Below are 13,465 nucleotides of genomic sequence, written 5' to 3' on the forward strand. Positions count from 1 at the left end.
TGATGGCGAAGGATGTCGCCCGATGATCAGTTGGGGCGGCGAATAGCCTGGATGGCGCGGCGGCCGGTGCGAGTGGTGAGCAACGCGGCAGTGATGCCTGTTACCACAAGGGCGATCGCCAGGTAGGTCCAGAGCGTGGTGCGACCGACAATCTGGAGGGTCGCGACCGCGATGCCCGCGGGGACCGTGGCGAGGCTGAACAGCAAGGCGGCGTTCGCGGCGTGCAGGTTGTGCGCGTCGCGGACACTCTGGTTGAAATCCTGTACCTCACTGAGGATCTGCTCGAAGCGTTCGGGCAGGCGATGCTGCTGACGATGCGCCGTCAGCAAGTCGTTCGGCACACCGTGCATGCTCAGGTGTTGCCACCACAGGCGATGCCGGAAGTCCGTCACAGCACGTTCGAGATGACTCATGCTCGCCGGGGTCGGCGTGTCGATGACGGTGCAGGCCAACTGCTCTTCGAGGTCCGCGATACCGTGCAGCTGCAGCTGACCGATCAGGACGGCGTCGAGGTAGATGCTGCGGACGTAGCCGACGGCCGAACCGTAGAACGGATCGGTGGCGCCGAGATCGACCCTGGTCCCGACGAAGGCGACGCCGTCGCGCAGCACGAGCGCAGACCAATCGGCGGACAGGCGCAGCTTGTTCTCGGTGTCGCGCAACAGATCCGGCGGATGATCGGCGGGGCCGGTGCGGGACGCGAGGGCCCAGAGCCATTGATCGACGTGCGGCCAGTGCAGGTAGCGCGGATGCCGATACAGCTGCGGCATCGGACGTTCCGTGGTGAACGCGACCGTGTACGGCCTCGCCCCGATGGTTTCGATGGCCAGACCGGGCACGCAGCGTTCGGCGCTGATCGCGAGATCGTCGGGCCAGCGCCGCGCCACACTGCGGACGATATCGAGCGGAGTGCCGGTCGTGGCACGCAGATGTATCGCAAGTAGTCCGGTATTGCCCTGCGCGAGAAGGACTTCAGCGGCTATCGACTCCACGCCGTCGACAACCAATTGCATGACCTGATGCCAGCGGCGCGGCACGGCATCGGTGCCGTACAGCAGCCGCGCGGTGCGCGGTGGGTAATAGGTGCTGCGCCGGGCCCGATCGGCCACCAGCGGCCGACGCGGATCGAGTATGTCCACCGGCAACGGGCCCACCGGCCAGTCCGGCGGCTGCCGCAGCGTCACCGGATACACGGCGATGACGACATGACAGCCGCTCACCGGTAGTACTCGTCGACGTCGGGGAGGTCGAGCCGGACCACGTAGACCGCGCCGCCCGGCCGATCGGGATCGACGAGAAACCGGACCCGCTCGCCGATCCGGCTGCCGCGAAATCCTTCGGTGACGACCTCTAGATAGGAGAAGTCGTAGACCAGCCCGGTCTCGTCGTCACGGACGAAGAAGGGGACGGCGTGCGGGCTCGCGACAGCCGGCGGCGCCTCGATGATCCGTCCGAAACGTTGCGCGGTGCCGTTCACAGGTCGACCACCGTCCGGAAGCCGACGGCGTTGCTCGCGCTGCCCGGCCGGATCAACCCTTTGCTGTGGGTCTGGACCGCGCGATACGGGTTGTCGAACGCGCCGCCGCAGATCACCACCTCGTCGGTGGCTTCGATGGCGGTTTCGGTGTATTCCCAGACGTTGCCGACCATTTGATGGACGCCGATGGGCGAGACGTTACGCGGATGGGCGTCGACGGGCTCGGGTAGCGCGGCGGCCAGGCCGCCGCTCTTGACCTCGGCGAGCCAGCTCGCGTAGGTGATCAACGGGCGGCCGCTCCAGGCGTCGGCGCAGTTCACCGCCGCCAGGTCGACGTCGTCGCCCCAAGGGAACAGCCGACCGTCGGGACCGCGCGCCGCGGCTTCCCACTCGAGCGATGTCGGCAGCCGCGCGCCGGCAAAGCGGGCGAATGCGTAGGCGCTCCACCAGCTCACGCAGACGGCCGGGTGCTGAGCGTAGGCGGGATTGTCGTAGTAGTCCGGGATACGCAACCGGTATTCGGCCTGCGTCGGGTCGTGTACGGCGTCCGGCGGCTTATCCGGATGGTCCCACTGCGCCGAACCGTGTTCGCCTATCGCGGAAAGGAATTCGTTGTACCGGGCGACCGTGACCGCGTGCTTGTCGAACACGACCGGAGCAGCGATGTGACGCAGCATCAGCTGATGACTCGGACCGACCAGGTAAAGGCCTGGCCGCAGGATGCGGTCGGCGGCGGACTCGACACCGCCGTGCGCGAGGAAGGCGCGGATCTGTTCGGTGACCCGCATGGCAGAATCCCGCGCCGCAGTGGCCCGAAGATACTGTGCGGCAAGGTGTTCCTGGTAGGCACTGTGCACGAACGCGACCCGGTTCTCATCGGCCTGCCGCAGCACCGGCCGCAGTCGCAGCGCCGCCACACTGAGCTGCCCACCACGGAAAGCCGCCGCCCCCAGGGCATTCCACAACTCGGTCAGCGAGAAGCCGCACTGGCCACGCAATGCCGCCCCGCCGAAGAACTCCACCATGCGGGCGAGCATGTCCGGATCGTCGGTCGCCTCGGCGACCCGCCGCAACTGCAACGCCAGCAGTTCAGCGAACGGGCCTCGGGTGTCCAGCGTCGTCGACAACCGCAACTCCAGCGGCGACACCGCCTGTTCCGCGCCGTCGCCCGCGGCGATGTCGTGCAGCCTGATCACCGAGAACCGTGGCAGCCGCCGCGGATCGACGCCTTCGGCGTGCAACTGCGCGACCAGCTTCTCCGACATCAAGGCCGCGCCGTCGAGGAGCCGCCGCACCTGCGGCGAATCGGCGAGGAAGGAAGTGCGCGAACTCATCACGACCACCGACTCCGCCGACAGGATCTCGGCCAGCTCGGTGAACAACGCGAGAAACCCCGCCTGCGTGTGCTCGGCGACCGCCTCGTCGATGGCGTCCAACGCGCACACCACCGACCCGGATCTGGCGAAGTAGCGGAACCCGTCCACCACCCGCGCCCGATCAACCCCCATCACCGGGCCGAGCGTGCGGGCGACGTAGTCGGCGAAGTTCTCGTCCCTGCGCTTGAGGCTCAGATCGAAGTAGAAGCGATAGCGACGGGCCGTCGCCGTGGCACCCTGCGCGACAAGCTGTTTGAGCAATGCGGACTTACCGCTGCCCGATCGGCCGACGACCAGCGCGTTGCCACCCGAGCACGCCAACTGTTCGAGCAGCGCCGCCGCGTCGCCCGCCTCGGTGACCTGCATGTCACCGCTCTGCGGGTCGGTGGCGAGGAGATCGGCGGCCAGCGGGATCCGTTCCGGCAGATCGTGACTCGTGGGGTAGGCAGCCTCGACGGCGGCCAGATGCGCCTCGACATTCAAGATGGTTTCCAGGAACCGGTCGTAGGCGACGATGCGGTAGTCGGCGAAATCCGGTGCTGTCGAACCGTTCTCATCGACCACCAGGAACCGGGTGGTCTTCGGCAGCCGGGTGTCGAGCAGCTGGCCTCCGGTGGACGCCAGCACCTGACGGACCTCATCGATATCCCGGCTCAGGATCAGCTCGACGTATTCGGTGCGCAGCCCGCTTTGCCTGGCGAACAGTTGGTACACGGTGCATTCGGACAGCTCGAAGCGCTTGACACTCGAAAAGCCCAGCGTCAGATACAGGCCGGAGAGGAACTGGGCCTTCGCCGCGACCACCGGCGTCAAACGTGGTGCCTGGCCGGTCAATACGTCGCTGCCGGTGTCACTGAACCAGCCGAGCACCTCGAGCAGCCTGCGCACCGCCGTCAAGCCGTCCTCGTCGGCGACCACGTAGCCGTCGTGCGCGGATCGGTTGCGCAACCGCTGGATATCGCGCAGCGCGTCGAGCACGGTGGTGCTGCGGACGAAGGGGGCACAGCCCTTGATCAGTTCACTCAGCGACTTCCCCGCAGGATCACCCGGCACATTGTGGTGGCGCCACAGCTGTTTGAGGATTCGCTCGGTGAATTTGCCGACCAGCGACACCGAGTACTCCGGGTAGCCGTCGCCGAGCGAACGGATCGGGCGCTCGAAATCCAGGCCGAGGTGGCGGGCGATCCTGGCGTGATCGTTCAGCTCGGCCTTCAGCCGCTGCAGCCTGCTGTCCAGCGCCGGACTCATGGCCGGATACCGGTGAGGAACGCCAGGCGGTCGACGAATTCGAAGGCGCCGCTGGGATATCGGCGGGTCATCTCGTCGATGCCGGCGGCCAGCTCAGCGTCGTCGAAGTCCGAGAGGATCGACAGATAGCGGTCGGCGACCATGCCGAGGTAGCGCTCCCGGGGGAAGGACAAGCCGAAGTCGTCGTAGGCCAGTTCCGTGGTCAGCCCGGCCGCGCGCATCATGGTCGCGATATCGGCGGGATCGGGCTGCAACTCCTCGAATCGGCGCAATGCCGCATCGAACAGCGGGTAGCCCACCCGCGTCGGCAGCATCACCACCAGCAGCCTGCCGTTCGGCCGCAACAGGTCGGCCAATGCAGCGATCGCCGCGGCTTTGTCCGCGATATGGTGGATCAGGTCCTTCACCAGGATCGCGTCGAACTGGTTGTGCGGCAGCTGAACCCGGCCCGCGACGAGCTCTTCGACGGACGCGCGCACCGGGGCGTAGACCGGTTCGGCCGGCAGCTGATCCAGCATCTCGGGCAACTGGTCGAGGCAGACGACGCGGTGCGCCCGCTGCGCCAGACCACGGGCGTAAAGACCAGGTCCGCAACCGATGTCGATGGCCAACTCGACGGTGCGGCCGTGCGGTGCGAGCCGATCGAGAATCTGATCGGTCATCCAGGACAGGAACTGCGGGCTGAACGACCATGCGCCATCGAAGTCCGCCGCCAGCCGCTCGTAGTGCCCCCGCACGTTCCCCACGTCACCACCCCGTCCTCGCAGATCCGGGCCACTTTCCTCTCCACCGTAGACGACGGCCGGACCTGTTCGCGGGCGAAACATCCGATTCGACGGCAGGCGGCGAGGGCAGGCCTCGGGCCCTACTGTCCGGTAGCGAGCTTGCGTTTCATCGCCTCGAATTCGGGGTGCAGGCGGGTCCATGCGGGCAGATTCGCCTCGTCGTAAGCGCGCATGGTGTGCTCCAGTTCGCGAATATCACGCCATTTCGTGGCGTCGCGATACAGCAGGCCTATTTCGTCGGCGACAAAGGTGCCGCCGGTATTTCGGGCGACCCACTTCTGGCCGAGGTTGATATGTTGCAGAAATTCCAGTCCGGCGCGTTCGCCATATTCGATGGCGTATTTGGCGTTTTCGAGTTGGAGGCCTTGGAAGCCGAGGGAGCCCTTCGGGTTCTTACCGAGGTAGGGCCAGCCGACGACAGTGATCAACACGAGTCCGTATGGCACGCGCGTGCGCGCCGTCTGCTTGAGCACGCCATCGAACAGCTGGCTGTTCGAGCCGATGCTTTCGACGTAGGACACCATCGACGGATCCGCGCTGCTGCCATAGTTTCCGGTGTGCGGATTGCGGAAGATCACCAGATCGAACGGGCCGTAGAAGGGGTGGTTGACCGCGTCGACACCCAACTGCACGTTTACTCCGGACCTGGTGAGCGCTCCGATGTTCTCCATCACCCGCGCGCCGTACTGCCTCCTGAGCTGCTCTTCGTTGCGTAACTCCGTTGCCATCACATCCACCGGAACGTGCGCACGCCAGTTCGACGGGTCGAAAGCCTGAAAGGCGGGCATCTTCAGCATCTGAAGGGTCTCCTGGAGATATTCGATCACATAGGAGAAATCGCCACAGCCGTAGAGGATTACACGCATGGGAAGACCTGCGATTCTGCAAAGAAGGTTCGCATTCCGAGCAGTGTTCGGAATGGTCGTGCATCCAGTGTAGGATCGTATGTCATTGTGGCGCAGGGAATTCACTAGGCGAACCGTCGGTTATGTTTCAACGCAACAAGATTCGACATTCGGCACAAATGATCTCCGTCGGGCCTGCGGTCACGGAGCGAAGCGAAGATAGTGCGGGACAACGAATTGCCGCCGCTCAACGTCCGCGTGGTGCTCCCGCCAGCGGAACTCCGGTGCGCCGGGCCTGCGCGAGCGAGGCCGGTGAGTCCACACTGCGTGCCGCGGTCTGCGGTATGACGGGCGGACTTTCGGCTTGCTGCGCGGACGGGCGATAGCCTGCCAGTGTTGCGGTGCCCCACACGTAGGGGTCGGCCTGAGCGCTGCCGAACGGCGACCAGGCCAGGCGGGAGCGGCCGGTCTTGTCGGTCGTATCGGAGTCGTAGACCAGGATGTTCATCGCGAACGCGGTCGGGTCGACCGGTCCCGGCAGCGCGGTCAGCGGGATCTTCACCTCCACCGTGTAGCCGCGGTACGGCTCGGTGACCAGCGCGGCGATGTGGACTCCCGGTGCGGTGTCGCGGGCCGGGCCCTGATGGTTGTCGGCGTCCCGCTCGGCCGCGGCGGTTCCGTCTGCGGTGTAAGGCAGAACGCCGAGTTTGAAGGTGGTCGAGGTGTCGACGGAGTTGCCGCCGGGGTCGATCGCGATTTCGACGGCGTCGGTGCGCCAATGCCGTTTGATGTCGTCAGTCGCGAGTGCCGCGCCCTTTCGCTCGTCGGCGACCGTCACCAGCACGTACAGGTCGTCATCGTGCCTGGACAGCTTGGCCGTCGCCGAACCACCCTCGCCCTGCCAGACGACGAGTGGTAGTTCCGGGCCCGGATACTCCCCCGGGCCGTCGATGCCGTTGAGCACCGGTGCGCTCGGTACCGCGGGGATCGTGGTGCTCGGCTTCGGCGGATAGTTCGGCTGGACTTGATTTGCCAACCACGGCAACCCGATTCGATCGCACCAGGCGGCGAACTCGGCGTACAGCGGTCTGAGGTCGGCCTGCCGATGCACCGGCGCCTCGACGAAACGCCCCTGCTCGGCCAGCACGGTGAACCAGTCTGAGCCGAGCTGGCTCGGATCTGTCGGCACCTGAGCGGGCATCGCTGTGAAGCCCTGCGTTCGATATATCCGCTGTGCGTCTCGCTCGACCTGTGCCCACGTCGCGTTGTGCTTGCGGGACCGGACACCGGACCACACCCCGAGGACCGGCAGGCCGGTCTCGGGATCGATGCGGCGCTGCGCGGGAGCCTCCGGGCCCAGCACCGCTTCGAAGGCGTAGCACTGGGCAAGCAGCCTGGTCGGCTGCCACGGCGCTAGTCCTTCGTCGGCAAGCTGTTCGGGACAGACCAGCGGGTCGGCGGCCGATCGGAACGCCTCGATGCCGAGACGTGCCGAAAGTTGATGGCCGCCATGCTGATTGAACGGACGCGGACCCATCACCACGATGGTGTGCGGCGTGGTCTCGCGCACCAGGCGCACGATCCGCGCCAAGGTGTCCTGCGCGTCCCAGATGCGAGCGGTCAACGGCGCGGAGAGGGTGTACCAGAAATCCGGCTTGTCGAGGTAGTAGATGGTGTCGATGCCTGCGAAGGCATTCGCCTCGCGTTCCTCGGTTTCGCGGATCAGCCCTAGTTCCGGGCCTTCCGCAGGCCCTGCCGCATTGCCGCCGCCTTCGCCGCGGGTGACGGTGACGACGCTCGTGCTCAGCCCGAGGTCCTCGCGCCACTGGCCGAAGGTGGCGAGCAGGCTCGATTCATCGTCGGGATGCGCGCCGATGAAGAGCACATCGGTGTGTGGATCCGCGCGGACCGCTGTGTTCGCGGAGCCGTCCGCCGCCAGCCAGACTCCGGCCACGGCGGCGGTCAGCACAGTGCGCCTGCTGACCTTGCGCCAGTCGCCCCGTTCGGTCGCCTGCATCCAGTGCCCTCCCGTGGTCACCTGTCTTTCGCGCGTCGAGATACCTCACGGCATCGTCGCGCATCCCAGGTGGCGACACACGGACCGGGGTCAGGTGATTCGCGGGGCGGTGCCGCCGGGGAAGGTGGCACGCGCGGCGGAGCGATAGTCGGCCTGCACCTTGTAGTACCGATCGTTCGCGCCGTACGCGGTGTAGAACACGAAGCCGTGTTCACCCGTGTCGACGAAGGGCGCGCCGCCGACGAAGCGGTCGAGTACCGGGTCGAGGTGCACCGGGAAGTGCGCGGCGGTGGTGCGCACCGGGAAACTGATGCGGTGCATGCGCGGTGAGTCCCAGGAGAAGGTGCGGTAGACGTTGAACGTCTTGGCGAGCAAGGTGAGCTCTTCCTCGGACGCGGGAACGAAGTCGAGTTCAGCCAGTATCGCGGAGATGTCGGCGGCGGTCAGCGTTCCCGGCGCGAAGACCTGGGAGTACCAGTTCATCGTGTGGCTCAGGAAATCCAATGCCAGGATGCCGATTTCGCCACCGTAGCGATTCAGGTGCCCGGCATGGTCGCGCGCCGCGTCCGGGATGCCGGGGAAGGCGAGCATGCGGTCCACCGAGACCAACTCGGGAAACACCAGCCAGATCTTCTGCACGCCGCGTACCACCGACAGGTCGACTCCCCACCGCACCGGCACGGCGGCGGTGACCTCGGCCAGCAATCGCTCCATCGGGTGACCGGTGAACTCGAGCAGGCCCGCGTCGCGCAGTGTTGCTACCGGGCGGGCGGATTCGTCGGAACTCATCAGCCGAGCGCTGACCTCGCGGCGGTGGGCCGGCTGCGTGGTGGTGCGCGTGCCGATCCATGAGCTGGCCCAGAGTTCATCGAGCACCTCAAGCACCGGATCTACGACCGTCGGGTCGTAGCGAACTTCGGCGAGACCGGCGAGTTCCCGCAGGTCATGCCGGAGCTGATCGAGAGTCAAATCGACGGGCGTGCTCATAGCCACCTCGAATATCCAACGGCGTCGGGTTATTCAAACGGGTCACTGCGTTACTTCGACCCGTCTATTTCAGCTGATCCGCACAGTAGGCGCGAGGAGATCGGCGAAATTGCCGCGTCACTGCCGAACGGTCGAGTTCATCCAGTCGATCACGGCCCTGTGATAGGCGACCGTGTTCCGCGCCAAGTTTACCGAGTGTCCGCTACCGGGCAGCACGAAGGCCTGCAGTTTCGCGGACGGCCCGAAAAACGGTGCCTCCGCGGCCTGCAGCGTCGCCGAGTCCCGACAGATCGAATAATTGGTGCCGCAGGACAGTCGATCCCGACCACCGTTGACGATCAGCACCGGCGCGGTGATGAGGCTGGACATGCCGGGCAAGGTGGAGGTCAGACCGTCCGGGTACTCGGTGAGCGAGAAGGTTTCCTTGGTCCGCTCATCGATGGCGAGCACCTCGGGGTCGACGTTGCCCTCCCCGTGGAAATCCTGCATGCGCGTTCCCGGTCGCGAGGTGAGGTAGCCGGGGTCCAGGTTTTGGCCTGCGAACACCGGATCATTCGCCGCCTGGTAGTAGGTGGAGATGACGCCGATGGTCTCGGAGATGTTCAATGCGTGCGAATATCCGGTCAGCAGAACACCATCCACGTCATGGTGGGTGGTGGCCTCGATGACGGAGGTGCCGGAGGTCAGCGAGTGGCCGACGGTGACGACCTTGCCGAACGGCTGCGCGCCCGCGATGCCGCGCCGGGCGGTCTGCACGATCTCGTGCAGGGCTTGTGCGGTGGCTGTCGCCGTCAGCGTCACGCTCGGCGGATGAGTGCTCGCGCCGTTGCCGAGCCGATCGACGATCAGCGTCGCGAAGCCTGCGGCATTCATCGCGCGCCGGAAATTGTAGGTCTCCGGCTGATAGTGGAAGTCCCAGTACGTCCCGTTGTAATTGGATCCCGACATCAACACCATCAGGGTGTCGGTCGGCGCCGACGGCAGGCACAGGGTCGAAGCCAGTTGCCCTTGCGGTACCGGGAAGGAGAACGACCGGCATTCACCTGCCACCGGACCGGGGTCGGCCTGAGCCACACCAGGTATGACGCACAACAGTGCCGCGGCCGCAACCGCGGCCAGTGTCCGAACCGAGCTTCGCACGCGACGCACTCCCTTGAATGAGGGTGAGATTCGAGAACCGCCAGCCTGACATCCACGTTCAGCCATTAGGGACGCAGGCTATAGCGGTAGGCGGTTGCCACGCAAGAGCTCCCGCCGATCTCACTCACCCTGTCGTGTGCCCGTGCTCGTAACCCCGACTCCGCCAGACTGTTTCGGCCTTCGAACGCCGCGCACAGTGAATCGTTCGCTCGTCAGATTCCGTGGCAGAAATAGCGGGAGCTATCCGCTGCTCGCGCCGAGACACCTTCGCCTCGGCCGTGCCCGTGCCGAACATCGTTGCAGCGGAAGCATTTCCACCGATCAGAGCTGTGACCTGCGGCGCCACTCGCGATTCTTGGCGCGGTTGCCACAGTTGGCCATGTCGCACCAGCGGCGCGATCCGTTGCGTGAAATGTCCAGATAGGCCCAGCGGCAATCCGCTGCGGCGCAAGACTTGATGCGCGACCATACTCCGTCGGTGCGGACAGCGAGATAGGTGTGCGCCACCGCGGCGATGCTTTGCTCGACGATATCCGGGCCGACCGCGACAAGGCCGGGATCTTGCTCCTGATCGCCCAACCGCATCCGCAACGGCACCGCATCGACGATCTTCGCCGCCGCGGCGACCGCGTCGGCCGCCGGCTCTTCGCCGTTGTTCGCCGCGGCGAGCTGACGAAGCCCCTCGCGCAGCTCCCGCAACGGCGCCAGTTCCTCGGGTCCGATGCGCACGCCTGGCGCGCCGAGCCAGTCCGCGAGCCACGCGGCGCCACGTCCGTCCGCCAGCACATCGTCGCCGTCCGGACAGTGCCGCGTGTTGATGAACTCGACCAACCGGTGCGCCGACACCACATCACCCATCGCCATGAGACCAGTGTATCCACTTGACAGGTTAGCGGCCAATGCGGGATGCTAACCAGTGTATTGAATTAGGCGGTCACGGGATCCAAGGGATCTGATCCGCGCAATCACTCAGTTGGAGCACGTAATGACAACGAAAATTCTTGCCCCCGTAGAGAATCGAGCGAAAGAACTGCAGGGCATCGGCGGCGGGATCGTCCGCTACGGCCTCGCCCTCGTCCTCATCTGGATCGGCGCCATGAAGTTCTTCGCCTTCGAGGCCCAAGGCATCCAGCCCTTGGTCGAGAACTCGCCGCTGATGTCGTGGCTCTACAACATCCTCAGCGTGACCGCGCTCTCCGCGGTCCTCGGCGTCATCGAGGTGGCGCTCGGCCTGCTGATCGCCGCATGGAAATGGGTCCCAGGCCTGTCCGCCCTCGCCAGCCTCGGCGCGGTCGTCATGTTCCTGATCACCCTCAGCTTCATGCTCACCACCCCCGGCGTCTGGCAACCCGGCTACGGCTTCCCCTACCTCGGTTCCGCGGGCGGCTTTCTGATCAAGGACGTCGTGCTGCTCGGCGCATCGCTCGCCACCGCAGGCGCATCGCTCGTGTCGCTCCGCCGTGCGTGAAAACCCTTGCCCCACTTCTCATGAAGGCCCGGCCCGTGTGGTCAGGGCCTTCGGCATATGAAGACTTCGGCCCGCCCGAAAGGTTGTGCCCCAACACCTCTCACTGACACGCGATGTCAGTGCGCGCGTAACTCATGCGGAAAGTCGCGCTGCGCGGCAAGGAGCTCGTCTCCGTGCTCGAGCACCCACGCACCGAGCGCCTTCATCGGTCCGTCGACCAGACTCTGCCCTAAACCGGTCAAGCCGTACTCGACACGAGGCGGAACCTGCGCATAACTGCGTCGCTCGACCAGCCCGTTCCCAAGCAACCGCCGCAAGGCCTCGGTAAGCGCCTTATCGCTGACACCGCCGATGCTGACCCGCAGCTGACGCCGCCGCAACGCCCCGTCACGCAGCGCAGCCAACACCACCGGATCCCACGTGTGCGCGAACAGGTCGATCCCCGCCCGCACCCGACAGTCCGCCGCCAACTCCGGCCCCGCGAAACCACTCATCCCCCCATGGTCCCCCGCCCTTCACGCACCATCCGGTGCGCATCGGCGTGCCTACCGTAGCTCTCGTTCAGCACCGACTTCACGAGAGAGCACTCATGCGCATCGCAATTCTCGGCACCGGCACGATGGCCAACGCACTGGGAACCACATGGGCCCGCGCCGGCCACGAAATCATCATCGCCGGAAGATCATTGACCAAAGCTAACAACCTGGCGGCGCAGATCGGCGGCACGGCAACCACAGTGCCCGAAGCCATCATGGACGTGGACGCAGTCCTCCTGGCCATCGCATGGACCGGAGTACCAGACATCCTCGACGCCGCCCACGCCAGCACCGGAACCCTCACCGGCACAACCCTCATCGACCCAACCAACGCCGTAGACCACGGCATCGGCACCCACCTCCTCCCACCCCACACCTCCGCCGCCCAACACATAGCCCACCTGGCCCCCGGCTCCCACGTAGTAAAAGCCTTCCATCTCCACCCCGCCGACCAATGGACCGACCCGACAAGACCACCGGTAACAGTTCCCTACTGCGGCGACAACCCCCAATCCTTAACCGCCACAGCAACTCTGATCCGCGACGCCGGCTCGACTCCCGTCCCCTACGGCCCCTTGACCCGCGCCCGCCAACTGGAAGAAGTCGCCGGTTTCATCATCACCCTCGCCTTCAACGGCCAAGACCCCCGCACCGCAGTTCCCCACATCCCTGCCACATGATCGAGTACATCCGCAGGACAATCGATCTCAGGGCTTGCGGCCGATCGCGCCGAGGATCGCCAGGGTGGTGTCAGGCAAGTCGTCACCGATCCACCGCTGCACCGGGACCACCCCGGGTTCGACGATCTCGTAACCGTCCAGCAGCGCGGCCACGTCGTCCTGGGTGCGGAATCGGACCTGCGAAGAGCTGTTGGCGAGGTTCGCGGCACGTGCGATGAAGGCCTCGGCCGTCTCGGTGGACGCGTGGGTGAAGGCGAAGTAGCTGCCCGGCGCCATCGCGTCGCGGAATCTCGCGAGGATGTCGGCAGGATGTTCGTCATCCATGACGTAGTGCAGCAAGCCGACCGCCAGCACCGCTACCGGCTCGTCGAAGTCGATCAGTTTCTGCGTTCGCAAGATCTCGATGAGCTCGTCCGGGCGACGTGCATCGGCAAGCAGTGGTGTCACACCCTCGACACCCGACACCAGAACGTCGGCGTGCACCATCACCACCGGGTCGTAGTCGACGAAGATCACGCGCGCGGTGGCGTCGTGCTCCTTCGCCACCTCATGCGGGCTCGGCGAGATCGGAATGCCTGCACCGAGATCGATGAACTGCCGCACCCCGTTTTCCGCGGCGATGGTGGTCGCCTTGATCAGGAACCGGCGGCTGAACCAGGCCTGGGTCTTGGTATCCGGAGCGACCTCGAGCACCTTGGCCGCGAACATCTGGTCGATCTCGTAGTTGTCCTTACCGCCGAGCATGAAATTGTATACACGCGCAGCGTTCGGCTTGGTCGTGTCGACCCCCTTGGGCACCCGCCTGACTTCCGACACTGCGTCGCGCCTCCCTCCGACTCCCCGACCATCGTAACGACGCATAGCCGTCACATGGCGGATAACTGAGCAGGTGACCTGCAATTGTCC

General features: G+C 65.7%; 13 protein-coding genes. 2 read left to right on the forward strand and 11 right to left on the reverse strand.

All coding sequences use genetic code 11. The features are described 5' to 3' along the window. Positions 1-26: 26 nt before the first annotated feature. The 9 genes from NA11_RS19750 to NA11_RS19790 all read right to left on the reverse strand — a co-directional run bounded on the left by NA11_RS19750 (position 27) and on the right by NA11_RS19790 (position 10,739). A complete protein-coding gene (locus NA11_RS19750; protein WP_069163426.1) occupies positions 27-1,220 on the reverse strand; it encodes a hypothetical protein in 1,194 nt (397 codons plus the stop codon). Continuing rightward, positions 1,217-1,477 carry a hypothetical protein gene (locus NA11_RS19755; RefSeq protein WP_069163427.1) on the reverse strand — a complete coding sequence of 87 codons (261 nt, stop codon included), beginning with the start codon at positions 1,475-1,477 and terminating at the stop codon, positions 1,217-1,219. The genes NA11_RS19750 and NA11_RS19755 overlap by 4 nt, the downstream gene beginning before the upstream one ends. Next, complete coding sequence (locus tag NA11_RS19760) at positions 1,474-4,101, reverse strand: SUMF1/EgtB/PvdO family nonheme iron enzyme (RefSeq protein ID WP_069163428.1); 2,628 nt, start codon at positions 4,099-4,101, stop codon at positions 1,474-1,476. Before NA11_RS19760 ends, NA11_RS19755 begins: the two co-directional genes overlap by 4 nt. After that, positions 4,098-4,847, reverse strand: a complete 750-nt coding sequence (locus NA11_RS19765) for a class I SAM-dependent methyltransferase (RefSeq protein ID WP_069163429.1) — start codon at positions 4,845-4,847, stop codon at positions 4,098-4,100. Before NA11_RS19765 ends, NA11_RS19760 begins: the two co-directional genes overlap by 4 nt. A 119-nt stretch (positions 4,848-4,966) precedes the next feature. Further along, a complete protein-coding gene (locus NA11_RS19770; protein WP_069163430.1) occupies positions 4,967-5,752 on the reverse strand; it encodes a Rossmann-like fold-containing protein in 786 nt (261 codons plus the stop codon). A 226-nt stretch (positions 5,753-5,978) separates the two neighbouring features. Continuing rightward, on the reverse strand, positions 5,979-7,748 hold the full coding sequence (locus NA11_RS19775) for a sugar-binding protein (RefSeq protein WP_084654813.1): 1,770 nt from the start codon (positions 7,746-7,748) through the stop codon (positions 5,979-5,981). Between the two features lie 90 nt (positions 7,749-7,838). Beyond that, positions 7,839-8,735: an aromatic prenyltransferase gene (locus tag NA11_RS19780; RefSeq protein WP_069163431.1), complete on the reverse strand. Its 897-nt coding sequence runs from the start codon at positions 8,733-8,735 to the stop codon at positions 7,839-7,841. A gap of 117 nt (positions 8,736-8,852) precedes the next feature. Next, complete coding sequence (locus NA11_RS19785; protein ID WP_245745985.1) at positions 8,853-9,875, reverse strand: alpha/beta hydrolase; 1,023 nt, start codon at positions 9,873-9,875, stop codon at positions 8,853-8,855. A 321-nt stretch (positions 9,876-10,196) separates the two neighbouring features. Beyond that, complete coding sequence (locus NA11_RS19790) at positions 10,197-10,739, reverse strand: CGNR zinc finger domain-containing protein (protein ID WP_084654815.1); 543 nt, start codon at positions 10,737-10,739, stop codon at positions 10,197-10,199. A gap of 121 nt (positions 10,740-10,860) precedes the next feature. Here NA11_RS19790 and NA11_RS19795 point away from each other — a divergent pair, with 121 nt between their 5' ends. Continuing rightward, complete coding sequence (locus tag NA11_RS19795) at positions 10,861-11,343, forward strand: YkgB family protein (RefSeq protein ID WP_069163433.1); 483 nt, start codon at positions 10,861-10,863, stop codon at positions 11,341-11,343. 116 nt (positions 11,344-11,459) lie between these two features. On the opposite strand, the gene NA11_RS19800 is transcribed toward NA11_RS19795, so the two are convergent. Continuing rightward, on the reverse strand, positions 11,460-11,837 hold the full coding sequence (locus NA11_RS19800) for a winged helix-turn-helix transcriptional regulator (protein WP_069163434.1): 378 nt from the start codon (positions 11,835-11,837) through the stop codon (positions 11,460-11,462). A 47-nt stretch (positions 11,838-11,884) separates the two neighbouring features. On the opposite strand from NA11_RS19800, the gene NA11_RS19805 reads away from it, so the two are divergent. Further along, complete coding sequence (locus NA11_RS19805; protein WP_281197014.1) at positions 11,885-12,559, forward strand: NADPH-dependent F420 reductase; 675 nt, start codon at positions 11,885-11,887, stop codon at positions 12,557-12,559. 27 nt (positions 12,560-12,586) lie between these two features. On the opposite strand, the gene NA11_RS19810 is transcribed toward NA11_RS19805, so the two are convergent. Further along, positions 12,587-13,375: an SAM-dependent methyltransferase gene (locus tag NA11_RS19810; RefSeq protein ID WP_069163436.1), complete on the reverse strand. Its 789-nt coding sequence runs from the start codon at positions 13,373-13,375 to the stop codon at positions 12,587-12,589. Between the last annotated feature and the right edge of the window lie 90 nt (positions 13,376-13,465).

The organism is Nocardia altamirensis NBRC 108246 (assembly GCF_001612685.1).
GTDB lineage: Bacteria > Actinomycetota > Actinomycetes > Mycobacteriales > Mycobacteriaceae > Nocardia > Nocardia altamirensis.

What these genes read in the sequence shown, in the direction of transcription:
- NA11_RS19760 (WP_069163428.1), bottom strand. Translation starts at nt 4,101, where the DNA reads ATGAGTCCGGCGCTGGACAGCAGGCTGCAGCGGCTGAAGGCCGAGCTG.
- NA11_RS19795 (WP_069163433.1), top strand. Translation starts at nt 10,861, where the DNA reads ATGACAACGAAAATTCTTGCCCCCGTAGAGAATCGAGCGAAAGAACTG.
- NA11_RS19775 (WP_084654813.1), bottom strand. Translation starts at nt 7,748, where the DNA reads ATGCAGGCGACCGAACGGGGCGACTGGCGCAAGGTCAGCAGGCGCACT.
- NA11_RS19800 (WP_069163434.1), bottom strand. Translation starts at nt 11,837, where the DNA reads ATGAGTGGTTTCGCGGGGCCGGAGTTGGCGGCGGACTGTCGGGTGCGG.
- NA11_RS19770 (WP_069163430.1), bottom strand. Translation starts at nt 5,752, where the DNA reads ATGCGTGTAATCCTCTACGGCTGTGGCGATTTCTCCTATGTGATCGAA.
- NA11_RS19780 (WP_069163431.1), bottom strand. Translation starts at nt 8,735, where the DNA reads ATGAGCACGCCCGTCGATTTGACTCTCGATCAGCTCCGGCATGACCTG.
- NA11_RS19790 (WP_084654815.1), bottom strand. Translation starts at nt 10,739, where the DNA reads ATGGCGATGGGTGATGTGGTGTCGGCGCACCGGTTGGTCGAGTTCATC.